The 23,190-nt window shown below is 72.1% G+C and carries 21 protein-coding genes; 7 read left to right on the top strand and 14 right to left on the bottom strand.

From position 1 onward, the window contains the following. Positions 1 to 9: 9 nt before the first annotated feature. Positions 10 to 3,594, bottom strand: coding sequence for a YhdP family protein (locus JTN19_RS10050; protein WP_206931960.1), 3,585 nt, complete (start codon positions 3,592 to 3,594; stop codon positions 10 to 12). A 23-nt stretch (positions 3,595 to 3,617) separates the two neighbouring features. On the opposite strand from JTN19_RS10050, the gene JTN19_RS10045 reads away from it, so the two are divergent. Next, positions 3,618 to 6,533 (top strand): bifunctional [glutamine synthetase] adenylyltransferase/[glutamine synthetase]-adenylyl-L-tyrosine phosphorylase, encoded by a 2,916-nt coding sequence (locus JTN19_RS10045; protein WP_206931959.1) that lies wholly within the window; start codon positions 3,618 to 3,620, stop codon positions 6,531 to 6,533. 104 nt (positions 6,534 to 6,637) lie between these two features. Here JTN19_RS10045 and JTN19_RS10040 read toward each other — a convergent pair whose 3' ends face one another. From JTN19_RS10040 to JTN19_RS10020, 5 genes are read right to left on the bottom strand one after another with little or no spacing between them, the layout of a single operon-like run. Continuing rightward, a complete protein-coding gene (locus JTN19_RS10040; RefSeq protein WP_206931957.1) occupies positions 6,638 to 7,459 on the bottom strand; it encodes an ABC transporter permease in 822 nt (273 codons plus the stop codon). A gap of 49 nt (positions 7,460 to 7,508) precedes the next feature. Beyond that, positions 7,509 to 8,426: an ABC transporter permease gene (locus tag JTN19_RS10035; RefSeq protein ID WP_206931955.1), complete on the bottom strand. Its 918-nt coding sequence runs from the start codon at positions 8,424 to 8,426 to the stop codon at positions 7,509 to 7,511. After that, positions 8,423 to 8,815 (bottom strand): VOC family protein, encoded by a 393-nt coding sequence (locus tag JTN19_RS10030; RefSeq protein WP_242531026.1) that lies wholly within the window; start codon positions 8,813 to 8,815, stop codon positions 8,423 to 8,425. The genes JTN19_RS10035 and JTN19_RS10030 overlap by 4 nt, the downstream gene beginning before the upstream one ends. After that, the gene (locus tag JTN19_RS10025; protein ID WP_206931953.1) at positions 8,812 to 10,464 is read right to left on the bottom strand and encodes a peptide ABC transporter substrate-binding protein; all 1,653 of its coding nucleotides are present in this window, start codon (positions 10,462 to 10,464) and stop codon (positions 8,812 to 8,814) included. The genes JTN19_RS10030 and JTN19_RS10025 overlap by 4 nt, the downstream gene beginning before the upstream one ends. 49 nt (positions 10,465 to 10,513) lie before the next feature. Then, on the bottom strand, positions 10,514 to 11,239 hold the full coding sequence (locus JTN19_RS10020) for an orotate phosphoribosyltransferase (protein WP_206931952.1): 726 nt from the start codon (positions 11,237 to 11,239) through the stop codon (positions 10,514 to 10,516). Positions 11,240 to 11,290: 51 nt separating this feature from the next. On the opposite strand from JTN19_RS10020, the gene JTN19_RS10015 reads away from it, so the two are divergent. The 4 genes from JTN19_RS10015 (at position 11,291) to JTN19_RS10000 (ending at position 14,593) form a co-directional block, all read left to right on the top strand. Next, positions 11,291 to 12,214 carry a mitochondrial fission ELM1 family protein gene (locus JTN19_RS10015; protein WP_242531025.1) on the top strand — a complete coding sequence of 308 codons (924 nt, stop codon included), beginning with the start codon at positions 11,291 to 11,293 and terminating at the stop codon, positions 12,212 to 12,214. Continuing rightward, positions 12,205 to 13,044, top strand: coding sequence for a protein-methionine-sulfoxide reductase heme-binding subunit MsrQ (locus JTN19_RS10010; RefSeq protein WP_206931951.1), 840 nt, complete (start codon positions 12,205 to 12,207; stop codon positions 13,042 to 13,044). Before JTN19_RS10015 ends, JTN19_RS10010 begins: the two co-directional genes overlap by 10 nt. A 29-nt stretch (positions 13,045 to 13,073) precedes the next feature. Beyond that, positions 13,074 to 14,144, top strand: a complete 1,071-nt coding sequence (locus JTN19_RS10005; protein ID WP_206931949.1) for a tartrate dehydrogenase — start codon at positions 13,074 to 13,076, stop codon at positions 14,142 to 14,144. Between the two features lie 203 nt (positions 14,145 to 14,347). Then, a complete protein-coding gene (locus JTN19_RS10000) occupies positions 14,348 to 14,593 on the top strand; it encodes a hypothetical protein (protein WP_206931944.1) in 246 nt (81 codons plus the stop codon). 7 nt (positions 14,594 to 14,600) lie between these two features. Here JTN19_RS10000 and JTN19_RS09995 read toward each other — a convergent pair whose 3' ends face one another. The 3 genes from JTN19_RS09995 to JTN19_RS09985 form a co-directional block, all read right to left on the bottom strand. Further along, on the bottom strand, positions 14,601 to 15,053 hold the full coding sequence (locus JTN19_RS09995) for a DUF411 domain-containing protein (RefSeq protein WP_242531024.1): 453 nt from the start codon (positions 15,051 to 15,053) through the stop codon (positions 14,601 to 14,603). Positions 15,054 to 15,066: 13 nt separating this feature from the next. Next, complete coding sequence (locus JTN19_RS09990; RefSeq protein ID WP_206931940.1) at positions 15,067 to 15,843, bottom strand: enoyl-CoA hydratase-related protein; 777 nt, start codon at positions 15,841 to 15,843, stop codon at positions 15,067 to 15,069. 107 nt (positions 15,844 to 15,950) lie between these two features. Further along, positions 15,951 to 16,802 carry an N-formylglutamate amidohydrolase gene (locus JTN19_RS09985; protein WP_206931938.1) on the bottom strand — a complete coding sequence of 284 codons (852 nt, stop codon included), beginning with the start codon at positions 16,800 to 16,802 and terminating at the stop codon, positions 15,951 to 15,953. Positions 16,803 to 16,905: 103 nt separating this feature from the next. On the opposite strand from JTN19_RS09985, the gene JTN19_RS09980 reads away from it, so the two are divergent. Beyond that, positions 16,906 to 17,712, top strand: a complete 807-nt coding sequence (locus JTN19_RS09980; protein ID WP_206931936.1) for a DUF169 domain-containing protein — start codon at positions 16,906 to 16,908, stop codon at positions 17,710 to 17,712. Here the strand turns inward: JTN19_RS09980 and JTN19_RS09975 are convergent. After that, the gene (locus JTN19_RS09975; protein WP_206931934.1) at positions 17,694 to 18,557 is read right to left on the bottom strand and encodes an amidohydrolase family protein; all 864 of its coding nucleotides are present in this window, start codon (positions 18,555 to 18,557) and stop codon (positions 17,694 to 17,696) included. The genes JTN19_RS09980 and JTN19_RS09975 overlap by 19 nt on opposite strands. 126 nt (positions 18,558 to 18,683) lie before the next feature. On the opposite strand from JTN19_RS09975, the gene JTN19_RS09970 reads away from it, so the two are divergent. Then, a complete protein-coding gene (locus tag JTN19_RS09970; RefSeq protein WP_206931933.1) occupies positions 18,684 to 19,433 on the top strand; it encodes an SDR family oxidoreductase in 750 nt (249 codons plus the stop codon). On the opposite strand, the gene JTN19_RS09965 is transcribed toward JTN19_RS09970, so the two are convergent. Genes JTN19_RS09965 through JTN19_RS09950 form a run of 4 tightly spaced genes read right to left on the bottom strand, consistent with a single transcriptional unit; the run spans position 19,430 to position 23,170 of the window. Continuing rightward, entirely contained in the window at positions 19,430 to 20,233 is an 804-nt protein-coding gene (locus JTN19_RS09965; protein ID WP_206931932.1) for a hypothetical protein, read from the bottom strand. The two genes, JTN19_RS09970 and JTN19_RS09965, sit on opposite strands and share 4 nt — an antisense overlap. Further along, positions 20,230 to 21,033: a crotonase/enoyl-CoA hydratase family protein gene (locus tag JTN19_RS09960; RefSeq protein ID WP_206931931.1), complete on the bottom strand. Its 804-nt coding sequence runs from the start codon at positions 21,031 to 21,033 to the stop codon at positions 20,230 to 20,232. Before JTN19_RS09960 ends, JTN19_RS09965 begins: the two co-directional genes overlap by 4 nt. Positions 21,034 to 21,047: 14 nt before the next feature. After that, the gene (locus JTN19_RS09955; protein ID WP_206931930.1) at positions 21,048 to 22,031 is read right to left on the bottom strand and encodes an acyl-CoA dehydrogenase; all 984 of its coding nucleotides are present in this window, start codon (positions 22,029 to 22,031) and stop codon (positions 21,048 to 21,050) included. 2 nt (positions 22,032 to 22,033) lie between these two features. Then, positions 22,034 to 23,170 (bottom strand): acyl-CoA dehydrogenase family protein, encoded by a 1,137-nt coding sequence (locus tag JTN19_RS09950; RefSeq protein WP_206931925.1) that lies wholly within the window; start codon positions 23,168 to 23,170, stop codon positions 22,034 to 22,036. Positions 23,171 to 23,190 lie beyond the last annotated feature (20 nt).

Below are 23,190 nucleotides of genomic sequence, written 5' to 3'. Positions count from 1 at the left end.
AATCGGCCCTTAACGTCGCGTTGGCGCCTCCGGCTCGCCGCCCAGGTCGAAAAGGCCGCGCAGGAAGCCCGGCGTCAGCGCGGCCAGCGGGTTTACCGTGATGGTGGGGTCCTCCGGCGGGCCCTGCGCGCGGAAAGTGGCGGCGAAGACCCCGCCGCCCCGTTCCGGGCTGAACAGCCGCCCCACCAACGGCAGGTTGCCCAGCAGCGTGTTGAAGACATAGGCGGGGACGATGGTGCCCTCCATGTCCAGCACCGCGCGTTCCCGCAGCAGCCGCCCCTGCGCCGTGAGGCCGAGCGAGGCCGAGAAGGCCCGCGCCTCGTTCACCCGCAGCACGTCCGGCTCCAGCACGAAGGGCACCACGGCGCGCGTGAAGACGAGGCCATTGCCCCCTTGCATGGCCTCCAGCACGCCGAACAGCGTCATGGCCTGCAGCAGCTTGCCCAGCGCCGGGGCGTCGCGCACCACGAAATTGTCCAGCTCGGCCGTGCCGGAGAGCGGCGCGCCGGGCCGTGTCTCGGTGTACTGCCCGGTCAGCGCCAGCCGCCCGCCCTGGATGGAGGTGGTGATGCCCAGCGCCCGCAGCACCGCGCCGCCATCCTCCGCCACCGCCCGCACCTGGCGGACATTGCCGCGCCCGGGCGTCAGCGCCGCCTCGAAGGCGCCGCCGCCGCGCGCGGTACGGCCGCGCAGCGTCGCCTGGCGCAGCACGCCGGCCGCATCCATCCGGCCGGTCGCCTGCACGGCGAAGACCTCGCGCTGGGGGCCGACCAGCACCTGGTCGAAGCGCAGGTCCAGGTTCAGCGGCGGTTGCTGCCCCTCGGCCGGGGCCGGGCGCTCGCTGGCCGGGGTGCCGGGCCCCAGCACCGGCCGCAGGTCGAGCAGGGGGCCGCGCAGCGCGATGCTCCAGGGTTCGCCGGGCCGCGCGCCGGCCCGCGCATCGCCCACCAGGCGTGAGGCGCCGAACACCGTCTCCTGCAGCTCCACCCGCTCGATGCGGTTGGCGCGGGCCACGGCGCGGGCGCGCAGCGCGAGTTCCAGCGCCTCGATCCGGATCCCCTCGATGCTGGTGAGCTGGTCATTGTTGAGGCGCAGGGTGGCCTCGGCCTGGCCTGGGCTGCCCTCGGGCTTCTCCCAGCCCAGCGGCGGGAAGGCCAGCACCGCGTCGCGCAGGTTTCCCGTCAGCGCGTAGCTCGCCTGGCCGTTGCGCCGCCGCTCGCCCCGCGCCTCGATGGCCACCGGGCCGCGCAGCAGCGCCCCGGCATCGAGGCCCAGCGCCGCCAGCTGCGCCGCGGTCGGCCGCGCCGTCAGCGTCTCGCGTGAGACCACCTGCGTGGCCGGCCCGGCGCGGTAGTCCAGCTCCACCCCGAAACGCACCGCCACGCCGGCCAGGGTGCCGTTGCCGTTGCCGCGCAGCCCCTGCATGTCGGTGGTGAGTTCCGCCGTCGCGCCCTCCAGGTCCCGCCCCAGCAGCAGCGAGGCGACGCGCCCCTGGGTCAGACGCGCCTCGGCGCGGAGCTGAATCTGCTCGGTGCGAAGGTCGGCCAGCAGCGGGAACTCCAGCTGCAGCCGCCCATTGAACTGTCCTGCCCGCACGTCCAATGGGAAGGGCCGGCGGTCGAACAGGGCAAGGCGCGGGTGGCGCAGCACCGTGACCAGCCCTGTGAGAGGGCCCGAGAGGTTGAAGGACATCTCGGCCGTGTCCGGCTGGCCGGCGGGCGCAAAGGCGAAGCGCAGCGTGGCCTCGCTGGCCTGGACGCCGCCCGCATCGGCGGCCAGCGCGCCACCGCGTGTCTCCACCACCACGCCATCCCGCGCGAAGCGGGCGCGGCCGGCCACGCCGGCGACGGGGGGCATGGGGCGCAGGTAGTGGACAGTGGCGCCCTCCACGCCCGCCTCGCCCTCCAGCGCCTCAAGCCGCACCTCGCCCAGGGATTCATTCGTCGAGACGCCGATGCGCCAGCGCCCTTCGGTGAGGGTGCCGGCGGTGATGTTGGTCGTGATCCAGTCCCGCGCGCCGCGGACCACGCCCGCGGGCCAGAGCCGCGGCAATTCCGCGAAGCGGGCGTCGTTCAGGGTGAGCGAGACCTCGCTGGCCCAGCGCCCCTCGGCGAGGCGTGCGGCGCCGGTGGCAGCCAGGCGCGTCGCCGCGCCACCTTCCTCGGGCGCCACGAGGTCGAGGTGCAGCGCCTCCAGCGTAACCGCGCCGGGGCCGAGCGAGGCGCTGACCGCCGCCTCCGCCACCCGTAGTGGCCCAAGGCCGGGTGGCGTGACCTCGGCCTCCGCCAACACGATGTCCGCGCGGCCGCCCACCACGGCCCATCGCGTCAGGTCGGGCGCGGTGGTCACGTCCAGCAGCAGCCCCGCCTCCCGCAGCACGCCGCCGTTCAACGCCAGCCGCGCGGCCTCCCGCGCCTCGGGCGCGAGTTCGGCCGGCCAGAGGCGCGGGATCGCGGTGATGTCCAGCTCGCCCAGGTTCAGCCGCGCCCTCCCGGCCCAGCCGGGCGGGCGGCGCTGGAGTTCCGCGCTGGCCTCGATCGGCTGGCCGGCGGTGCCGGGCAGGCGGAGAATGGCACGCTCGAGGATGATGGAGTCGGGCCTCGCGAAGGCCTCCGCTTCCAGCTCCTCGAAAGGAAGCGCGAGCCCTGGTGCGGGGCGCAGCAACCCACCCTCGGCGGCTTGCAGCGCGAGGCCCAGCCCCTGCACCTGCCATTCGCCATCCATGGAAAGGCTCGCCTGCACCGCCACCGGTGCGTCCAGCATGGTCAGGGGCGCGAGGAAGGGCAGGGCGGCGGCCAGTTCGGGCGGGCGCAGCACCGGCAGGTCGAGGCGCAGATGCACCTGGGTGGGCTCACCCTCGGCCTGGGCGGAAACATGGACGGGCAGGCGCTTCGTGACGCCATCCGCGCCGACCGTCTCCAGCATGGCCTCGCCATCGGCCTCCAGCCCCCCCTCGCCGCCGCGCAGCAGGGAGAGGTGGATCTCGCGCAGGTGGAAGGTGGCGCCGAGTGTCACGTCGCGGAGGCTGACGCGCCCCCCCAGAACGCGGACGCGGCGCAGCAGGGTGTGGGCGGCGCGTTCCTCCGGCGGGCGCATCAGGTCGGCCAGGAGCTGGGGCAGGGCGGAGGGCGTGGTGTCCGCGGGCGCCGGCTCCGCCCCTTGCTGGGGCGTCAGGTCGAGGCCGAGCGTGCCATCCGCCTCCCGACGGAGGCTGAGGACGGGGGCGAAGAGGTCCACCGTGGCGGGGGCGAGGGTGCCGCGCAGCAGGGGGGCCAGGGCGAAGGTGACCGCGGCATCGGGCAGGGCGCCGGCCACCACGCCCTCGGCATCGGTCAGCCGGCCGCCGGAGACGCGCACCTCCACGGGGGCGGAGCCGCCATGGAAGCCTTCCCAGGCGATGGCGGCGCGGCCGATGGACAGGCGCAGCTCACCCCCCTCGGCATTGGCCGCGCGCTCGATCTGGCGGGCGAGGAAGGCCGATTCCAGCGGGCCGGAGGAGAGCCGCCAGGCCAGCACGCCCAGCGCCAGCCCCGCCAGCAGCGGCAGGAAGAGCAGGAAGGAGAGGCTCCAACGAAGGGCTTGACCGGGCTTCACCCTGCGCGTTCCCCTGCCCACCCATGACACGTCCCCTGCACGACCCCGAAGGAATCGCGCGGCTGCGCGCACGTCTGGCCGAGGGGGATGCCGCGCACCAGGCGCTGGCGGGCCGCGCCGAGGCAGGCCCCGTGCTGGACGTGCTGGGCGCGCACAGCCCCTTCCTCTCGGACCTGGCCTTCCGCGAGGCGCCCACTTTGCACCGCCTGCTGGACCGGGGGGCGGACGCCGCCATGCAGGCGGTGCTGGAACCCCTCTCCACGGCCGATGTCGCCTCCCCGCGCGAGGCGGTGGCGAGCCTGCTGCGCCGGGCCAAGCGCCAGGGCGCCCTGGTGGCGGGCGTGGCCGACCTGATGGGAATGTGGCCGCTGGACCGAGTGACCGGCGCGCTGTCGGACCTGGCGGACGAGACGATCGAATTCGCCATCGCGCACCTGCTGCTGGACGGCGCGCGGCGCGGCCAGATCCGGCTGCCGCGCACCAAGGGCGACAAGCGGCAGGTCACGAAGGGCTCGGGCCTGATCGTGCTGGGCATGGGCAAGCTCGGCGCGCGCGAGCTGAACTACTCCTCGGATGTCGATCTCCTGCTGCTGCACGACCCGGATTCGCCTTCCTACCACGAGGAACATGGGCCCGCGCCGTACATCCGCATCGCCCGGGACCTCGTTCGCCTGATGGAAGAACGCACGGGCGAGGGTTACGTTTTCCGTACCGACCTGAGATTGCGCCCGGATGCCACGCCGCTCTGCGTCTCGGTGCCCGTCGCGCTGAGCTACTATGAGAGCCTGGGCCAGAACTGGGAACGCGCCGCCATGATCAAGGCGCGCTGCGTGGCGGGCGACCGCGCGCCGGCCGAGGCCTTCCTGCGCGAATTGCGCCCCTTCATCTGGCGGCGCCACCTGGATTTCGCGGCCGTGGCCGACATCCATTCCATCAAGCGGCAGATCCATGTCCACAAGGGCGACCGGGGCGCGGGCGGCGAGATCGCGGTGGCGGGCCATGACGTGAAGCTGGGCCGGGGCGGCATCCGCGAGATCGAGTTCAGCGTGCAGGTGCTGCAACTGATCTGGGGCGGGCGCGACCCGGCGCTGCGCGACCAGACCACGCTGGGCGCGCTGGCGGCCCTTGCCGCCGCCGGCAAGATGGACCGCCGCGCGGCGGCCGACCTCGCGGATGCCTATGTCTTCCTCCGCAACACCGAGCACCGGCTGCAGATGGTGGAGGACCGCCAGACCCACCGTCTGCCCGAGGCGCCGGAGGAGCTGGACCGCATCGGCCGGTTCATGGGCTTCGCGGGGGGCGCGGAATTCGGCGCCGCCCTGACCGCGCACCAGCGCCGGGTCGAGCAGCACTACAGCCGCATGTTCGAGGCCGCGCCGCCGCTCACCACCGAGGGGGGCAGCCTCGTCTTCACCGGGGTGGAGGATGACCCGGCCACGCTGGAGAACCTGCGCGCCATGGGCTACCGCGAGGTGTCCTCCATCGCCGCCATGATCCGTTCCTGGCACCACGGTAGGCCCCGCGCCACTCGCACCGAGCGCGCCCGCGAATTGCTGACCGAGATCATGCCCGCCCTGCTGGCCGCCTTCGCCCGCCAGCGCGAGCCCGATGCGGCGCTGATCCGCTTCGGGGAGCTGCTGGGGCGGCTTTCGGCGGGGGTGCAGTTCCTCTCGCTGCTGCACCGCAATCCGCCGCTGATGGGGCGGCTGGCCGGGCTGCTGGGCGCCGCCCCGCAGTTGGCGGACCACCTGGCGCGGCGGCCCTCGGCGCTGGACGGGCTTCTCGCCGGCAGCCATGCCGCCCCCGGCGAGAAGCCGCTCGCCGCCCTGCCCGCCCTGGTGCGCGAGGCGCGGGACCTGGAGGAGGTGCTGGAGGCCACCCGCCGCCTCGTCACGGAACGCATGTTCGAGGTGGACGCCGCCAGCCTGGAGGGGCGGATGGACGCCGATGCCTCCGCCCTGGCGCGCAGCGAAGTGGCGGATGCCGCCATCTCCGCCTTGCTGCCGGCCGTCGAGCGCGACTTCGCCCGCCGCTTCGGGCGCGTGGCCGGCGGCGGCATGGCGGTGCTGGCCGTGGGCAAGCTGGGGGGGCGCGAGATGCTGCCGGCCAGCGACCTCGACCTGATCCTGATCTACGACCACGCGCCGGAGGCGGAGGCCAGCGAGGGTGGCGCCAAGGCGCTGGCCCCGTCCGAATACTTCATCCGGCTGGCGCACCAGGTGGTGGCGGCGCTGACCTCGCCGGGGAAGGAGGGCCGGGCCTTCGAGGTGGACATGCGGCTGCGCCCCTCCGGCAACAAGGGGCCCGTGGCGGTGCGGCTCTCGGCCTTCCAGCGCTACCACGCCGAGGAGGCCTGGACCTGGGAGCGCATGGCCCTGACCCGCGCCCGCGCCGTGGCCGGCCCGGCCGAGCTGTGCAAGGCCGTGCAGGCGGCCCGCGACGCGGCGCTGACCATGCCGCGCGACCCCGCCGCCGCCCTGGCCGATGCGGCGCATATGCGCGCCCGCATGCTGCGCGACATCCCGGGCGATGGGCCTTGGGACATCAAGTCCATGCCGGGTGGGCTGGTGGAGGTGGAGTTCATCGCCCAGGCCCTGACCGTGGCCCATGCCCCCGAACGCCCCCGCCTGCTGCGGGGCACGACGCGTGAGGTGCTGGCCGCGCTGGGCCGCGCTGGATACTTGGATGAGCGCGAGGCGGCGACCTTGATCCAGGCCGAACGCCTCTGGCGCACCCTGCTGGGCGTGATGCGCCTGACGGTGGGGCAATGGAAGGACCCGATGCTGCCCGCCACGGTCGAGGATTCCCTGCGCGAGGCGGCGGCCACGCTGGTCCACCACACGGTGCCGGACCTCGCTTCGCTGCGCGAGGTCATGCGCGACCATGCCGCGGCGGTGCGCGCCAGCTTCGAGCGGCGGGTGGGCAAGCTGTCCCTTTGAGCGGCTGATTCACGCCTTCGGTGAAGCCACCGAAGGCGATCAGACGCTGTCCCTTTGATCGGCTGATTCACGCCTTCGGTGAAGTCACCGAAGGCGATCAGACGCTATCGCCGTGAACGGCTGATCCCATCCGCCAGCAGGTTGCAGGCCAGCACCGTCAGCATGATGGCGAGGCCGGGCCAGAGCGCGGCCAGCGGCGCCTGGAACACGAGTTCCTGCGCGTTCGCCAGCATGTTGCCCCAGGAGGGGGCGGGCGGCGCGATGCCCAGCCCCAGGAAGCTCAGCACGCTTTCCGCCAGCACCGCGCCGCCCACGGCCAGCGAGGTGGCGATCGCGATGGGGGCGGCGAGGCTGGGCAGGACATGGCGCATCAGCACGCGGCGTTCCGAGACCCCCAGCGCGCGCGCCGCCCGCACGAAGTCGCGTGCCAGCAGTGACAGCGCGGAGGCGCGCACCAGCCGCGCCACCCCCACCCAGCCAAAGGCCGCCAGCAGTCCGGCGATGCGGACCATGTCGGCCGTGGCCTCGCCGCGCGGCAGGCCGATGATGGCGGGGTCGAGCGCCGCGAGGATGACCAGCAGCGGCAGGGCGGGCAGGGCGAGGATGCCATCGGCCAGCCGCATCAGCACCGCGTCCAGCCAACCGCCGCGCCAGGCGGCCAGCAGGCCCACCACGGTGCCGATGATCGTGGCGGCCAGCGCCGCCGCCAGCCCCACAGCCAGCGAGACGCGCGCCCCGTGCAGCAGCCGCAGCAGTACGTCACGCCCGAGGTCATCGGTGCCCAGCGGATGTTCGGCGGAGGGCGACGCGAAGCGGTTGAACAGGTCCGGCGCGAAGGCGTCATGGCCGAGCCACCATCCGCCCAGCGGCGCTGCGAGCGCGGCCAGGGCCAGCAAGCCCAGCAGGGCGAGGCCTGCCTTGATCATGCGCCTGAGCGCCGCGGGGCGCGGCCCGGAGGCGTGAATCGGTCGCCCATCATGCGATCCGCGGGTCCAGCCAGCGCTGCGCCAGGTCGGCCGCCAGTGTCGCCAGCATGGTCACCACCGCCACCAGCAGCAGTGCCAGCAAGGCCAGGTTGAAGTCGCTGCCCATCACCGCGTCATAGATCAGCTTGCCCATGCCCGGCCGGGCGAAGACCGTCTCGGTGATCAGGGCGCCTGACACCATGGCCCCGGCATCGAGCGCCGCGATGGTCAGCAGCGGCACGGCGGCATTGGGCAGGGCGTGGCGGGCCAGCACGCGGGCCTCGGAAGCCCCCTTGGCGCGCGCGGTGCGGATATGGGGGTCCTCCAGCGCGGCGCGCAGCGCGGTCGTCGAATGCCGCGCATAGGCGGCGAGGTTGGCGAAGGCGAGGGTGGCCACCGGCAGCACGAGGAAGCGCCAGCCGGAATCGGCGCCGCCGGCCGGCAGCCAGCCCAGCTGCACGGCGAAGAGAATGATCAGCAGGATACCCAGCCAGAAGGAGGGCGTGGCCTGCGCCACCAGCGCCACCCCCTGCACGAAGGGCGCCAGCCGCGGCCGCGCCGCCGCCAGCGCGCCCAGCCCGACGCCGACCAGGATGGCGATGCCGATGGCCAGCGCGAGCAGCTCCAGCGAAGAGAGCAACGCCGGCCACAGCAGCTGCGCCACCGGCTGCGCGAAGAGGCGCGAATGGCCAAAATTCCCCTCCAGCACCGCGCCGGCCCAGGCCAGGTAACGCGCCATCAAGGGCTGGTCCAAGCCGTGCAGGGCGCGCAGGCGGGCCGCGTCCTCGCTGGTCAGGCGCGGGTCGCCGGCGATGGCCATCTCGATCGGGTCGCCCGGCATCAGCCCGATCAGCAGGAAGGCGCAGAGCGAGAGGATGACGGTCATCACCGCGATCTGCGCGAGGCGTGAGAGGATGAGGCGCGTCATGCCCCGGGCCGGTGGCAGACGGCTTCCACCCGGTTGCCGTCCGGGTCCAGCAGGAAGGCGCCGTAATAGGCGGCGTGGTAGTGCGGGCGAAGTCCGGGCGCGCCGTCATCGCGCCCGCCCGCCGCCAGCCCCGCCGCGTGGAAGGCCCGCACCATGGCACGGCTGCGCGCGCGGAAGGCCCAGTGGCGACGGTCCGCCACCACACCTGGCCGTTGCAGGATGGTGAGGTAGGAACCCGCCTCCGCCGCTTCCGTGCTGCGGATTCCGTAGCCGATGCCATCCGCCTCGCGCCACACGCAGGGCACCTCCAGCGCCGCCATCACCGCGTCGTAGAAGGGCGCCGCGGTGCCGAGGTCGTTCACCGTGATCGAGACATGGTCCAGGATCATCGCACCCCCCATTGCTCTGCCCAGAGGGTGGAGGGGTTCAGGTGCCCGGTGGGCCGCACACCCGTCAGCCATGGCGGCCAGACATGCGCGTCCTGCCGGAACCAGAGCGGCAGGGCCGGCAGTTCCTCGGCATAGATGGCCTGCAGCCGGTGCCACAGGGCGCGGCGGCGTTCGCGGTCGAGTTCGATCGGCAGGGCTTCCAGCAGCGCGTCCATCTCGGCGTTGCGGAAGCCTGGGTAGTTCTGGCCCGACCAGTTGCGCTCCGCCGTCGGGATTTCGGTGCTGTGCAGCGAGGTCCGCGGCACGCCCTCGGGCGCGGAAACCCAGGCGAAGAGCACCGCGCCGGTGAAGCGGCGGCGCGAGAGGGTCTCGCCGAACAGCACGCGCGGGGGTTCGTTGCGGATGCGCGCCTCGACGCCCACGGCGCGCCATTGCGCCTGGATCACCTGCTGCGTGGCCTCGCGCGAGCGATTTCCGGCCGTGGTCATCAATTCGATGGAGAGCCGCTCCCCGGCCGCGTTGCGGCGGATGCCGCCGGGGCCCATGGTCCAGCCCGCCTCCTCCAGCAGGGCGGCGGCGCGGGCGGGGTCGTGGGGGTAGCGGCGCACGTTTTCGTCATGCGGCCAGTCCAGCGGGTTCACGCTGGTGTGGGCCACGGTCTGCCGGCCTTCGAAGAGGCGCGCCACGATCTGCTCGCGGTCCAGCGCGTGCAGCAGGGCCTGGCGCACGCGGCGGTCGTCCAGCGGCGGCTGGTCCATCCGCAAATCCATGTGTTCGTAGATCAGGCCGGGGCGGAATTCGGTGCGGAAACGGGTGCCGGTGCGGCGCGCCAGGGCCGTGGCCTGTTCCACCGGCAGGCCCAGCTCCCCCGCGATCATGTCCACCTGGCCGGCCAGAAGCTGCGCCTCCAGGGCCGGCGTATTCTCGACGGTGCGGATGGTGATGCGCCGGAAATGCGGTTCGGGGCCGGACCAGTGCGGGTTGCGCTCCAGCGTGATCGCCGCCCCCGCCTGCACCTGCGCCACGCGGAAGGGGCCGTTCCAGAGGCCCGGGTTGGTCGGCTCCGTGTCGTAGAGGGTGCGGGTGCGGTAGGTGCGCGGCTCCTGCTCCCAGCGCGCGCGTTCGAGATGCGCGGGCAGGGGCGCGAAGTCGCCCAGGCTGCCGAATTCGAAGGTGACGCGGTCGAAGCGCAGGGTGAAGCGGCGCTCATCCTCGGCGATGAACTCATAGGCGCTGCGGTAGAATTCGGCAGGGCCGATGCCGGTGGTCCCGTCGCGCCCCGCATCATAGGTGAAGCGCAGGTCCGCCGTGGTGATGGGCGTGCCATCGCCCCAGCGCAGCCCCTCGCGCAGCACCCAGGTCACGCGCAAGCCTGGGCGGCCATCCGGGGTGGTTTCGCGCTGCGCCAGCCCGTTTTCCAGCGTGGGGATGGTCTCGCAGAGCAGGCAGATCAGGCGCCAGTCCGGGTCATAGGCCGTGACGGGGCGGCGCGCGAAACCCAGCACATAGGACTTCGCCACCATGTTCTCGATGTTGGGGTGGAGCGTGGAGGGGTATTGCGTGATGCCGATGGTCAGGCTGTCGCGTGCGGGCTGGGCCTGGGCGGGAAGGGCCAGGAGAAGCAGGCAGATCAGGAAACGGACGGCCATCCACTTCTCCTTGCGGAGGCCGCGCCGGGTTGGCGCGGCCGCGCCCAGGCTAGCCGCCCTTCCCCTTGAACGCCAAAGCCTCTTCCAGGCTGCCCACGCCGCCATGCGCGCGCGACCAGGCCACGGGGTCCTCCAGGAACTTCCGCACGCCGGAGAGCGAGGCCTCGGGGAAATAGGAACGCTCGCGGCACACCTCCAGCACATCCCACCAGGTGGCCAGGTGGTGCAGCGAGAGGTCCATCGCCTTCATCTGCTCGAAGCTGCCGGGGAAGACGCCGTAGTAGAACACCACGAAGGTGTGGGCGCATTTGGCGCCGGCCTCGCGCAGCGCCTCGGCGAAGCGGATCTTGCTGGCGCCGTCGGTGGTGAGGTCCTCGACCAGCAGGGTCTCGCGGCCCACGGGCACGTCGCCCTCGATCAGCGCGTTGCGGCCGAAGCCCTTGGCCTTCTTGCGGACATAGGCCATGGGCAGGTTCATGCGGTCGCTGATCCAGGCCGCAAACGGAATCCCGGCCGTCTCGCCGCCCGCGATGCTCTCGATGGTCTCGAAGCCCACCGCGCGGTTGATCTTCTCCACGCCCAGGTCGCAGATGCGGGTGCGGGCGCGGGGGTAGGAGATGATCTTGCGGCAGTCGATATAGACGGGGCTCTTCCAGCCCGAGGTCAGGGTATAGGGTTCCTCGGGGCGGAAATTCACCGCCTTGATTTCCAGCAGGATGCGCGCGGTGGTCAGGGCCGCGTCGCGATCGAACTCCGAGGCGTGGTGCGTCGTCATGGGAACCCTCATCGTGCTGCGTTCCAGTAACGCCGGGGCGCGGGCGCGACAATGACCGAAGCGCCGATCTGGGTGCTGGAGGACCCGCGCGCGGGCACGGCGGCCCAGGCGCTGGGCATCGCGGAGCGGTTGGGGCTGCCCTTCCGGGTGGTGCCCCTGCGCTGGAGCCCCTGGGCGCGGCTGCCCCTTCCCCTGCCCACGCTGCTGGGCCTGGCCGACCGGAGCGCCTTTGCCCCGCCCTGGCCCAGGCTGGTCATTTCCGCCGGGCGGCGGGCCGCGCCGGTGTCGCGCTGGCTGCGGGCGCGGGGGGCGCGCACCGTCCATGCCATGCGCCCAGGCCTGGGGGCGGCGGATTTCGACCTGCTGGTGATCGGCGCGCATGACCGGCCGCGCCCCGCGCCCAACCTGCTGGAAATCCAGGGCGCCACCCACCGCATCACGCCCGCGAAGCTGGCCGCGGCCGCCACCGCCTTCCCGGAACTGGCCGCCCTGCCGCGCCCGCGCGTGGGCCTGCTGCTGGGTGGGCCGGTGCGGGCCGAGGGCATGGACCCTGGCGTGGCCGCCCGCATCGCCGCCCAGGCGGCCGGGCTTGGCAATTCGGTACTGGCCACCACCTCCCGGCGCAGCGGCCCAGCGGCGGCGGCCGCCCTGGCCGGGGCCCTGAAGGGCCGCACGCACCACCTGTATCCTTTCGGGGGGGGTGGAGCGAACCCGCTGCATGGAATTCTCTCCCTGTCGGATGTGCTGGTGGTGACCGGCGACAGCATCTCGATGCTCTCCGAGGCGCTGATGACCCCTGCCCCGTTGTTCATTGCCGACCCGGGCGGGCTCGGCCCGCGCCACCGCGCGGTGGCGGACAGCCTGTTCGCGGCGGGCTTGGCCGCGCCGCTGGGCGGCCCCCCGCCCCCGCCGCGCGCCCCCCTGGACGAAACCGCCCGCGTCGCCGCCGAAATCCGGGCGCGCGGATGGGTGTGACGCTCGCCTTGCCCTGGCAGGACCGCCAGGGCCGGTTCTCGGGCCTGCGCGCCGTGGTGCTGGTGCTTCTCTGCCTGCCCCTGCTGCCTCTGCTCTGGCCCTGGGCCACCGGCACGCTGGGCCCGGAGCCCATCGAGGAGGCCATGCACGAGACCGGCCGCTGGGCCATCCGCTTCCTGCTGCTGACACTGGTGGTGACGCCGCTGGGGCGCGTCCTCGCCTGGCCGCGCCTGTTCCAGGTGCGGCGGATGCTGGGGCTGGGGGCGCTGGCCTGGGCCGTGCTGCATCTCGGCCTCTATGTGGTGGAGCAGGATTTCGTCCTGGCCCGTGTGGTCAGCGAGATCGCGAAGCGCACCTATCTGCTGATCGGCTTCGCGGCCCTGTGTGGCCTGGTGGTGCTGGGTTGGACCAGCACGGATGGCTGGATGCGCCGGCTGGGGCGGGGCTGGAAGCGCCTGCATCGCCTCGTGTTTCCCATCGCCGTGCTGGCGCTGCTGCATGCCTTCATCCAGGCAAAGTCCGATGTGTCGCAGGCGGTGCTGCTGAGCGCGCTCTTCCTCTGGCTGCTGGGTTGGCGGGCGGTGCCGGCGCGCTGGCAGGGGCATCTCGGCGCCCTGGCAGGGCTTTCGCTGGCGGCGATGCTGGGCGCGGCGGCCGTGGAATATCTCTGGTACGCGCTGGCCACCAACCTGCCGGCCGCGCGGGTGGCGGCGGCCAACCTGGACCTCACCTTCGGCCCGCGCCCGGCCGTGCTGGCGGGCATGATTGGCCTTGGCGTCGTCGCGCTCCTGGGGGTGTGGCGGCTTGTGGGGGCGCGGCGCGCGGCGTAGGGATTTTGCCATCGGAGGAAGGACATCCCATGGCCCGCACGCACCGCATCGCCGTCATTCCGGGCGATGGCATCGGCAAGGAAACCACGCCCGAGGGGCTGCGCGTCCTGGACGCCGCCGCCCGCCGCTTCGGCTTCGAGCTGAAGCTGACGGAATATGACTGGTCCTGCGAAACCTACCTCAAGACCGGCAAGATGATGCCCGATGATGGGCTGGACCAGCTGAAGGACAGCGACAGCGTCTTTCTGGGCGCCGTGGGCTGGCCCGGCGTGCCGGACCACACCTCGCTCTGGGGCCTGCTGATCCCGATTCGCCGCGGCTTCGACCAGTATGTGTCGTTGCGCCCCTGCAAGCTGCTGCCTGGCGTGAAGACGCCGCTCGCCAACCGCGAACCGCACGAGATCGATTTCTACGTGGTGCGGGAGAACACCGAGGGCGAATACTCCAGCGTCGGTGGCCGCATGTTCCCCGGCACCGACCGCGAATTCGTCAGCCAGCAGAGCATCCTGACCCGCACCGGCACGGACCGCATCATCAAATACGCCTTCGAACTGGCCATGACCCGGCCGCGCCGGAAGGTGACCAGCGCCACCAAGTCCAACGGCATCACCTTCACCATGCCCTATTGGGATGAGCGCTTCGCGGAGATGGCGAAGAACTACCCCGAGGTGACGACGGACCAGTTCCACATTGACATCCTCTGCGCCCATTTCGTGCAGCACCCGGACTGGTTCGACGTGGTGGTGGGGTCCAACCTGTTCGGGGACATTCTCTCCGACCTCGGGCCGGCGGTGGCGGGCTCCATCGGCGTGGCGGCTTCGGCCAACATCAACCCGGAAAAGGCCTTCCCCTCGATGTTCGAGCCGGTGCATGGCAGCGCGCCCGACATCGCCGGCAAGTGGATAGCCAATCCCATCGGCCAGATCTGGTCCGGCGCGATGATGCTGGAGCATCTGGGCGAGGCCCAGGCCGCCCGCGCCATCACCGATTCGATCGAGAAGCTGCTGGCCGAGGGCGGCCCCCGCACGCGCGACCTGGGCGGCCAGGCCGGCACGGTGGATGTGGGCAAGGCCATCGCGGAGGCGGTGTCCCGCGCCTGACGGGCAGGAGCACGATCTGCGACGGCGGACACGCCGGAGCGGTGAATCCTCCTCCCAGCAAAGGCTGGACCATGAGCCCTCCTGGGGGATCATGGTCCAGGGGGCAAACGCCCCCTCCCGCATCTGCGAACAACACTTGAACAGCCGTTCAGACGTCGGTATCGTACTCTGACATTGCGAGTGATTCGCAATTGGAGGGTTTCATGGGCCGCGACTACAGCCACATCGCCCGGCGCTGCGAACGGGCGGTCATCACCGCCTATCGCGAATTGCGCGATGTGGGGCAGAACGACATGGCGGCCTTCCAGGCCTGCACCACGCTTTATCGCGTCCATCACCCCGAAGCCTCGGTGGCCGAGGCGCGGCGGCTGGTGGCCGAATGGGTGGACCACCACGTGACCCGCGCCGACTCCGGCCCCACCCCGGGCTGCGAGTGCGCGGCGGAATAGCTACGCGTCAGACCGGCAGCGCGCCCCGCATGCGAAGCCAGGGCGTGTGGCTGCCATCCCGCCGCCAGGCGACCACCTCATAGATTTCGGCCTCCCGCCCCGGCACTTCCATGCCCGGGGTGCCGATGGGCATGGCCGGCACCGAAAGCCCCACGAACCCGGCGGGGCGCTCCGCCAGGAAGCGGCGGATGGCGTGGGCGGGCACATGCCCCTCCAGCGCCACCCCCTGCACCCGCGCCGCATGGCAGGAGAGCAGGTCGGACGGCGTGCCCAGCGCGCGGCGGAAGGGCCCCACGCTTGGCACCACGCGGTCCGTGACCGCGAAGCCCTCCTGCCGCAGATGCGCGACCCAGCCCTCGCAGCAGCCGCAATAGGGGTCGCGCCAGACCTCCACGCGAAGCCCCTCCTGGCTGGCGGCGGGCAGGGCGAGCGCGCCCAGCAGCAGGTGGCGGCGGATCATCGGCATTCCTCCCTCAGCGCCCCACCCAGCGGGGGGCGCGCTTTTCGATGAAGGCCCGCAGGCCTTCCTGGAAATCCTCCGTCTCCCGGATCGCGCGGCTCGCCTCGCCGCACAGGGTCCAGAGGGCGTCATCCTCCAGGTCGGTCGCGCGGCGGGCGATGGCAAGGCTCTCCCGCACGGCGATGGGGGCGTTCACCGTGATGCGCGCGGCCAGCGCCAGGGCGGCCGCCATCACCTGCTCGGCCGGCACGGCGGCGTTGACCAGGCCCAGGGCCTCGGCGCGGGTGCCGGTGATGGGCTCGCCGGTTGCGATCATCTCGAAGGCGATGGCGCGTGGCAGGGCGCGGGGCAGGCGAAAGACGCCCCCGGCCGCGGCCACCAGGCTGCGTTTCACCTCGGGCAGGCCAAAGGTGGCGCCCTCAGCCGCCACCGCCATGTCGCAGGCCAGCAGCAATTCCAGCCCGCCCGCCAGTGCATGGCCCTGCGCGGCCGCGATCCAGGGTTTTTTCCGAGAGGCGCGGACGAAGCCCGCGAAGCCGCCACGCTCGGTGTAGAGATCGGCCCCGCGCCCGCCCGCCACCTCCTTCAGATCGGCCCCGGCGCAGAAGGCATGCGGGCCGGCGCCGGTCAGGATGGCCACGCGGATCTCGTCCTCCGCCTCCACCCGCGCCACGGCGGCGTCCAGCGCCTGGGCCAGCGCGCCGTTGACGGCGTTGCGCGCCTCGGGCCGGTTCAGCGTGACCAGCGCCACATGCGGGGCCACGGTCTCGAACAGGACGGCGTCGGGCATATCGGGGGTTCCTCTCCCTGGAGCGCGCGGCGCGAACGCCGCCCGCTCCTGCCATTGTTGAGGGCGGGATTCAGCGCCTTCGGTGATTCCACTCGACGCATCCCGCCCTACAGGAAGGACCAGTCCTCCTGGGCCAGGCCGGCCAGGATGGCGGCCAGGTTGGCGCGCAGCCGGTCAAAGCCGGCGTGGCGCTCGATCCGCGCCTCGTCCATGTAGAGGCTGCGGGCGATCTCGATCTGGATGGCGTGCACCCGCTCACGCGGGCGGCCGTAATGGCGGGTGATGTAGCCGCCGGCATAGGGGTCGTTGCGGCGCACGCGGTAGCCCTGGCGCTGCAGCGCGGCCTCGATGAGGCGCGTGGCACGGGGGGCGCAGGCGGTGCCATGGGCGTCGCCCAGGATGATGTCGGGCTGGTCGGCGCCCGGGGCGGGGTGGCTCGGCATGGAGTGGCAATCCACCAGCAGGCAGGCGCCGAACTGCACCCGCGTCTCGGCGATCAGGTCGCCCAGCGCCGTGTGGAAAGGTTCCCAGCAGTTCCGCACCCGGCTTTCCGCCTCGCCGAAGGAGAGGCGGCGGCGGTAGATGGCCTCGCCCGAGGCCACCACGCGCGCGATGGTGCCGAGCCCCGCGCCCACGCGTGGGCTTGCGCTGTTCACCCAGGGCGGCAGGGGGGTGTCGAACATGCCCGGGTCCAGCTCCCACGGCTCACGGTTGGCGTCGCACCAGGCGCGGGGGAAGCGGGCGGCCAGCAGGGGGGCGCCAAGGCGCGGGGCGGCGGCGAAAAGCTCCTCGACGAAGGCGTCCTCGCTGCGGCGGAGGGATTGCGCGTCGAGCCGCGCGGCGGCCAGGAACTCCAGCGGGTAGTCCCGCCCCGAATGCGGCGAGGTGAAGACCAGCGGGCAGAGGGCCGTGGCGGGTCGCGTCAGGTCATAGGCGGTGAGGGGGGCGTGCTGGTCCATCGGTCTGGTCCTACACCACCACGCGCGCGCGCCGCTGTCACCCGCCGGCTTCCTGCGGGGCGCGCATTCGTGCCACGCTGGGAGGAAATCAGGAGGAAGCAACATGCCCGATGGCATCACCGACAAGCCCGCGCCGACGGGGCCTGAACTGGTCCAGCTCGCCTCGCAGTTGTCGGAGCTGCTGAAGCTCCGCACCCTGCCCTTCGGCATGAAGCTGATGCGCGACGCGGCCGAGCTGGAGGCGGTCCAGGGGCTTCGTCGCCCCCCGGCGGGCAAGCGCTTTTCCACCTGCCAGCTGGTCACGCAGGCGCGCATCGCGGGCTTCACGCTGGGCATCACCCACGACAATGTCCCGGAATTCTCCAATTGCGGGGGCGTGATCGGGCTGAACCAGCCCTCCGAGCTTTACCTGTCGGGCCGCAAGATGGAGGGCGTCTGGTTCGAGAACCTGGAGGCCTCGGCCGCGCACCAGGCGCAGATGCCGCGCGTGCCGCCGGAATATCATGCGCTGGTGGTCTCGCCTCTGCGCTCGGGCCGGCTGAACCCGCCGGATGTGTGCCTGTTCTATGCGAACCCGGCGCAGATGATCCTGTTCATCAACGGGCTGCAATGGCGCAACTACCGCCGGTATGACTTCTCCATCACGGGCGAGAGCGCCTGCGCGGATTCCTGGGGCCGGGCGCTGCGCGACCGCACAGTCTGCCTCTCCATCCCCTGCTACGCGGAGCGCCGCTATGGTGGCGTCGCCGATGACGAGATGCTGATGGCCGGCCCCCCCGCCGATTTCGCGCGCGGGATCGAGGGGCTGATCGGCCTGTCCAAGGCCGGGCTTCGCTATCCCATCATGCCCTATGGCCCGCAATCGGACCCCTCGGCCGGCATGGACAAGAGCTACGCCGGGAAGTCGTAGAGCTTCGCCGGGTTGTCCACGAGGACGCGCTGGCGCGTGGCCTCGTCGGGCAGCCAGTCGTCCAGCCAGTCGAGCAGCAGCCCGTCGTCGAGCATCTGCTCCGGCGTGCTGAACTGCGTGTGGGGCCAATCGGTGCCCCAGAGGCAGCGTTCGGGCGCGGTGCCGAGAAAGCGGCGCGCGAGCGGCGCCAGGTCGTCATAGGGCGGGCGGCTGGCGCGATAGCCGCAGAGCTTCACCCAGGCGCGGCCCGTGTCCAGCAGCCGGCAGGCGGCGTCCATGGCGGGGCTGTTCGCGCCCTCGGCGGCGCGGGCGCCGGCCATGTGGTCCAGCACCACGGGCACGGGCAGCCCAGCGAGGCGGGGGGCCAGTTCCACCAGCGCCTCTCCCTTCAGGAAAAGCTGGATGTGCCAGCCCAGCGGCGCGATGCGGCGGGCGAGGGCTTCCAGCTGCTCCAGCGGCGCGCCATTGCCGCTGACGGCGTTGAAGCGCACGCCCACCGCACCGGCATCGGCCATGGCCTGCAAGGGCGCGTCATCCTCCACCACCACGATGGCGCGGCTGTCGGCGCGGCCGAGCTGCGCTACCGCATCCAGCGTCACGGCATTGTCGGTGCCATAGACGCTGGCCTGCACGATGACGCGCCGCGTCAGCCCCAGCGTGTTCGCCATGTCGAGGTAGTGCGGCACCAGCGCGGGCGGCGGCGTGTAGGGGCGAGCCTCGCTTAGCGGGAAGCGATCATACGGCCCGAAGATGTGGAAGTGGCTGTCGCAGGCGCCCTGTGGCGCGCGGCGTCGCGGCGGGTTGGTGCTTGCGTTCGCGGGGGCGCAGGTGAAGGACAGGGTCATGGAGCGTCGGATCCGCGAAGGTGGAACACCGGAGCGGTGAATCCGCCGCCCCGCAAGGGCCCAGATTGCGGCCCGCGCGCCCCCGGCGCAATCTTGCGCCGCAACGAGCCAGGGGAGCGAGACGGCATGAGCAAGGTGGCAGTGGTGACGGGGGCGAGCACGGGCATCGGGCGCGCGGCGGCGCTGGCCCTGTTGAAGGCGGGCTATCGCGTGGCGCTGGTGGCGCGCCGCCAGGCCGACCTGGAGGAGACCGCGCAGATGGCCGGCGCCAACAGTGGCAATGCCATGCCCGTGCCGACCAATGTGGGCGACCCGGACAGCGTGGCCGCGGTCTTCACCAAGGTAAAGTCGAACTGGGGCCGCTGCGACCTGCTGTTCAACAATGCCGGCATGGGCGTGCAGGGCTTCCTGCTGGAGGATCTGCCGGTGGAGAAGTGGCAGGAGGTGGTGAACGTCAACCTCAATGGCAGCTTCTACTGCGCGCAGCAGGCCTTCCGCATGATGAAGGAGCAGACGCCGCAGGGCGGACGCATCATCAACAACGGCTCGATCAGCGCGCATGCGCCGCGGCCAGACAGCATCGCCTACACCGCCACCAAGCACGCCATCACGGGGCTGACCAAGTCGCTGGCGCTGGACGGGCGGAAATACAACATCTGCGCGGGCCAGGTGGATATCGGCAACGCCGCCACGAACATGACGCAGCGCATGACCAAGGGCGTGAAGCAGCCCAATGGCGAGATGATGGTGGAACCCACCATGGACGTGCAGAACGTGGCCAACGCCATCGTCTACATGGACAGCCTGACGCTGGATGCGAACGTGCTGTTCATGACCATCAAGGCGACGAAGATGCCGTTCGAGGGGCGGGGCTAAAGGCTCCCCCCCAGCACGCCGCCATTCACCACCATCCGCCCGATGGCATCCTGGATGAAGGCATCCAGCGCCGCCTGCACAGGCGGCAGGTCGGGCGGTGGCGGCAGGCGTGGCAGCAGGATCGCCATGCGTCCCGCTTCCTCCCGCGCCAGGTCGCGCGTGGCGGCGATGGCCGCCTGCAAGGCGCCGCTGGCGTGCAGCGGCGCCAGCACGCCGTAAGCCAGTGACAGCGCGCCCGGCCAATGCGCCATGTGGCGGTACATGCTGGCCAGGATGGGCGCCTCGGCCGTGCTGCCCAGCGCGTTCAGCGCCAGCACCATCTCCGCCGCCTGCGGCGGCATCTCGTCCAGCGTGAGCAGGGCAGGCAACGGGATGGGCGCTTCCTCCGGGAACACGGGCGCGCGCGGCGTGCCGCTGGCCGCGAAGCCCGGTGCCGTGCTTTCGCGCAGCAGGGTGAGCGCCGCCAGTGCCATGGGGTTGCTGCGGTCATAGGCCGCGATCACGTCGCGCACCGGCGCGGGGTCGAGGCCGATGCAGGCCCAGGCCGCCGCCGGCACACGCGGCGCTTCCGGCAGTGGGCGTTCCGCCCGCAGCACCGCGGCCGCCGCCGCCACATGCCCGCCGACATAGAGCGGCTTCAGGCTGGCCCAGGCCCAGGGCAGCGCGCCGTCAAACACCGCCAGGTGCCGCCAGATCAGGTTCACCACGCCGATGCGGTAGGTGGCGCGGATGTCGGCGAAGATTGCTGCGATCTCGCCGGTCGCGTCGCCTTCGAGGATGGCGGGGACGGGGTCGCTCATCGCCCCGTGAACACGCCCTGCCGCTTTTCCAGCATGGCGTTCACCGCCTCCTTGTGGTCCTGCGTTTCGTGCGCGATGGCCTGGAAGGCCGCCGACATCTCCAGCAGCGAGGCGAGCGACATGTGCTGCCCCTCGCGCAGCAGCCGCTTGGTCATGCGCAGCACCTGGGGCGGGTTCTTCGCCACGCGCGCGGCGAGTTCGCGCGCCGCGCCCATCAGTTCCCCATGCGGCACCACGCGCGACACCAGCCGCGCGGCCAGCGCCTGCTCGGCATTCAGCGGGTCGCCGGTGAAGGACATCTCCGCTGCCATCGCCATGCCCACGGCGCGCGGCAGCAGCCAGGCCCCGCCATCGCCTGGCACGATGCCCACGCGCACGAAGCTCTCCGCGAAGATGGCCTTCTCGCTCGCCACGCGCATGTCGCACATGCAGGCGAGGTCGAGCCCCGCGCCGATGGCCGCACCATTCACGGCGGCGATGGTGGGCAGGTCCAGCTCCCACAGCGCCAGCGGAATGCGCTGGATGCCGCGCCGGTAGTTCTCGCGCATCACGGCCGGGCTGTCGGCGGCCATGATGCCCTTGCGGTCGCGCATGCCCTTGAGGTCGCCGCCCGAACAGAAGGCGGGGTCGGCGCCGGTCAGGATCACGCAGCGCACGCTGTCATCGCGCGCGATGCGGCGGCAGGCCTCCTCCACCTCCGCGCAATCCTCGAAGGAGGAGATGGCGTTGCGCCGGTCCGGTGCATTCAGCGTGAGGGTGACGATCGGGCCGTCCTGCTCGATCTTGAGGAAGTTCGTCATGCCAGGGTGTTCCTTCAGGCGTCGCGTGCGGTCAGGTCGGGCCAGAGGTTCGCGCCGCCGCGGGCGAGGGCGAGCTTGCCGATCTCGGCGGCCCAGGCGCGGTCGGTGCCGCCCTCCTCGCGCCAGGCCCAGAGGCGGCGGGTGAAATGGTGCAGCTCATGGTCCTCGGTGATGCCGATGGCGGCGAAGACCTGGTGCGCGGTGGCGGCGCCGAAGGTCGCGGCCTCGCCAGCCACGACCTTGGCGCAGCCGATCTCGAAGCCCGCTTCCGCCAAGCCGCGCGCATCCACCGCGCGCGCGGCATTGCTGACGGCCACCTGCACCGCCGCGACCTCACCTGCCATGGCCGCCAATTGCTGCTGCACCGCCTGGAACTTGCCGATGGGCCGGCCGAATTGCTTGCGCGTGTTCGCCCAATCCACGGCGAGTGCCAGGATGCGTTCCAGCGCGCCCGCGATCTGCGCGGCGCGAATCAGCGCGAGGCCCAGGCGCAGCGCGCGCGGACCATGGCTGTTGGGCAGGATGCCGGCGGCGCTGCGTGGCGCGAGCGTCAGGTCATCGCGCGGTTCACGTCCGATGTTCGCGCCCGGGTTGGCGCCCTCGACGGGGTGCAGCGTCAGCCGCGCGCCGTCCAGCTTCACCGCATTCGCGGCATGGCGGCCGAAGGGTGCGCCCTTCTCGCCCAGCGCCAGCACGCCATCGGGCACTTCCACGCCCGCCGCAGAGAGCAGCGCGGCGCCCAGCATCGCCTCGGCCATCGGCACCGGCGCGCCATGCTTGCCCAGCACCTGCCAGAGTGCCGCCGCATCGCCCCAGGAGAGGCCGACGCCGCCCGCCTCCTCCGGCACCAGGGCCAGCGCCAGACCCTGTTCGCTCAGCCCATCCCAGAGGGCTTGCGGAAACTGGCCCGCCTCGACCTCGCGCAGCGGCGCCACGCCGCCCGCATCGGCCACCAGCCGTTCCACCTGTTCGACAAGGATGCCGCGAAGTTCGCTCATGGTCAGCGCAGTCCCAGATCGCGCGCGATGATCCCGCGCAGGATTTCCCGCGTGCCGCCGCGCAGGCTGAAGGTGGGGGTCAGCTGCGTCAGCGCGGCCAGCAGCGCGCGCAGTTCGGCGGGGCTGTCCTCCGGGTCGAGCAGGCCGCGCAGATGCTCGGGCAGCGCCTGTTCGAAGACATTGCCCACATCCTTCACCAGCGCCGCCTCCACCGCCGGGTCCTCGCCGCGCTCCAGCATGCCGCCCACCGAAAGCGACATGCCGCGCAGCGCGGAGAGCCGCGCCACCATGCGGCCCACCGTCACTTCGGCACCCGGCACCGGGTTCGTGGCCAGCGCATCCAGGCCCAGCGACAGGGCGGGGTAGGAGGAGAGGTAGCGGTCCGGCCCGCTGCGCTCGAAGGCTAGTTCGCTGGTGGCCTGCGCCCAGCCCGCGCCCTCGGCGCCGACCAGGTCATCCTCGCGCAGCATCACATCGTCGAAGGTGACCTCGTTGAAGCTGTCCGCCCCCGCCAAGTCGCGGATGGGCCGGATGGAAATGCCGGACAGGCGCAAGTCCACGAGGAACTGCGAGAGGCCCGCATGGCGCGACCCGCCCTCCGGCGCGGGCGAGGTCCGCACCAGCGCGATCATGTAGTCGGACTTGTGCGCGAAGGTCGTCCAGATCTTGCGGCCGTTCAGCTTCCAGCCGCCAGGCACGCGCTCGGCCTTGGTGCGGAGGTTGGCGAGGTCGCTGCCTGCATCGGGCTCGGAGAGGCCGATGCAGAAGGCGAGTTCGCCGCGCGCGATGCCGGGCAGGATGCGCCGCCGCTGTTCCTCGGTGCCCAGCCGCAGGATCAAAGGCCCCGACTGCCGGTCGCCGATCCAGTGGGCCCCCACGGGGGCGCCGGCGGCCAGCATCTCCTCCAGCACCACCACCCGTTCCAGGCCGGAACGCTCATGCCCGCCATAGGCCTTGGGCCAGGTCATGCCGATCCAGCCGCGTGCGCCGACCTCCCGCGAAAAATCGCGGTCGAAGCCCATCCAGGAACGGGCGCGGATCTCGGGGGTCCAGGCGCGGCCCGCCTCGGCCAGGAAGGCGCGCAGCTCGGCGCGCAGGGCCTCGGCGCCCGGGGGCGTGTCCGGCAGGTCGAAACGCATATTGTCTCCTCCGCGAAGAA

Source organism: Roseococcus thiosulfatophilus (genome assembly GCF_017311575.1).
GTDB lineage: Bacteria > Pseudomonadota > Alphaproteobacteria > Acetobacterales > Acetobacteraceae > Roseococcus > Roseococcus thiosulfatophilus.
This window is presented reverse-complemented; position numbering and strand designations above follow the sequence as displayed.

Excerpts from the sequence above, each read along its gene's own strand:
- JTN19_RS10045 (WP_206931959.1), top strand. The coding sequence starts at position 3,618 with ATGACACGTCCCCTGCACGACCCCGAAGGAATCGCGCGGCTGCGCGCA.
- JTN19_RS10040 (WP_206931957.1), bottom strand. The coding sequence starts at position 7,459 with ATGATCAAGGCAGGCCTCGCCCTGCTGGGCTTGCTGGCCCTGGCCGCG.
- JTN19_RS10035 (WP_206931955.1), bottom strand. The coding sequence starts at position 8,426 with ATGACGCGCCTCATCCTCTCACGCCTCGCGCAGATCGCGGTGATGACC.
- JTN19_RS10030 (WP_242531026.1), bottom strand. The coding sequence starts at position 8,815 with ATGATCCTGGACCATGTCTCGATCACGGTGAACGACCTCGGCACCGCG.
- JTN19_RS10025 (WP_206931953.1), bottom strand. The coding sequence starts at position 10,464 with ATGGCCGTCCGTTTCCTGATCTGCCTGCTTCTCCTGGCCCTTCCCGCC.
- JTN19_RS10020 (WP_206931952.1), bottom strand. The coding sequence starts at position 11,239 with ATGACGACGCACCACGCCTCGGAGTTCGATCGCGACGCGGCCCTGACC.
- JTN19_RS10015 (WP_242531025.1), top strand. The coding sequence starts at position 11,291 with ATGACCGAAGCGCCGATCTGGGTGCTGGAGGACCCGCGCGCGGGCACG.
- JTN19_RS10010 (WP_206931951.1), top strand. The coding sequence starts at position 12,205 with ATGGGTGTGACGCTCGCCTTGCCCTGGCAGGACCGCCAGGGCCGGTTC.
- JTN19_RS10005 (WP_206931949.1), top strand. The coding sequence starts at position 13,074 with ATGGCCCGCACGCACCGCATCGCCGTCATTCCGGGCGATGGCATCGGC.
- JTN19_RS10000 (WP_206931944.1), top strand. The coding sequence starts at position 14,348 with ATGGGCCGCGACTACAGCCACATCGCCCGGCGCTGCGAACGGGCGGTC.
- JTN19_RS09995 (WP_242531024.1), bottom strand. The coding sequence starts at position 15,053 with ATGATCCGCCGCCACCTGCTGCTGGGCGCGCTCGCCCTGCCCGCCGCC.
- JTN19_RS09990 (WP_206931940.1), bottom strand. The coding sequence starts at position 15,843 with ATGCCCGACGCCGTCCTGTTCGAGACCGTGGCCCCGCATGTGGCGCTG.
- JTN19_RS09985 (WP_206931938.1), bottom strand. The coding sequence starts at position 16,802 with ATGGACCAGCACGCCCCCCTCACCGCCTATGACCTGACGCGACCCGCC.
- JTN19_RS09980 (WP_206931936.1), top strand. The coding sequence starts at position 16,906 with ATGCCCGATGGCATCACCGACAAGCCCGCGCCGACGGGGCCTGAACTG.
- JTN19_RS09975 (WP_206931934.1), bottom strand. The coding sequence starts at position 18,557 with ATGACCCTGTCCTTCACCTGCGCCCCCGCGAACGCAAGCACCAACCCG.
- JTN19_RS09970 (WP_206931933.1), top strand. The coding sequence starts at position 18,684 with ATGAGCAAGGTGGCAGTGGTGACGGGGGCGAGCACGGGCATCGGGCGC.
- JTN19_RS09965 (WP_206931932.1), bottom strand. The coding sequence starts at position 20,233 with ATGAGCGACCCCGTCCCCGCCATCCTCGAAGGCGACGCGACCGGCGAG.
- JTN19_RS09960 (WP_206931931.1), bottom strand. The coding sequence starts at position 21,033 with ATGACGAACTTCCTCAAGATCGAGCAGGACGGCCCGATCGTCACCCTC.
- JTN19_RS09955 (WP_206931930.1), bottom strand. The coding sequence starts at position 22,031 with ATGAGCGAACTTCGCGGCATCCTTGTCGAACAGGTGGAACGGCTGGTG.
- JTN19_RS09950 (WP_206931925.1), bottom strand. The coding sequence starts at position 23,170 with ATGCGTTTCGACCTGCCGGACACGCCCCCGGGCGCCGAGGCCCTGCGC.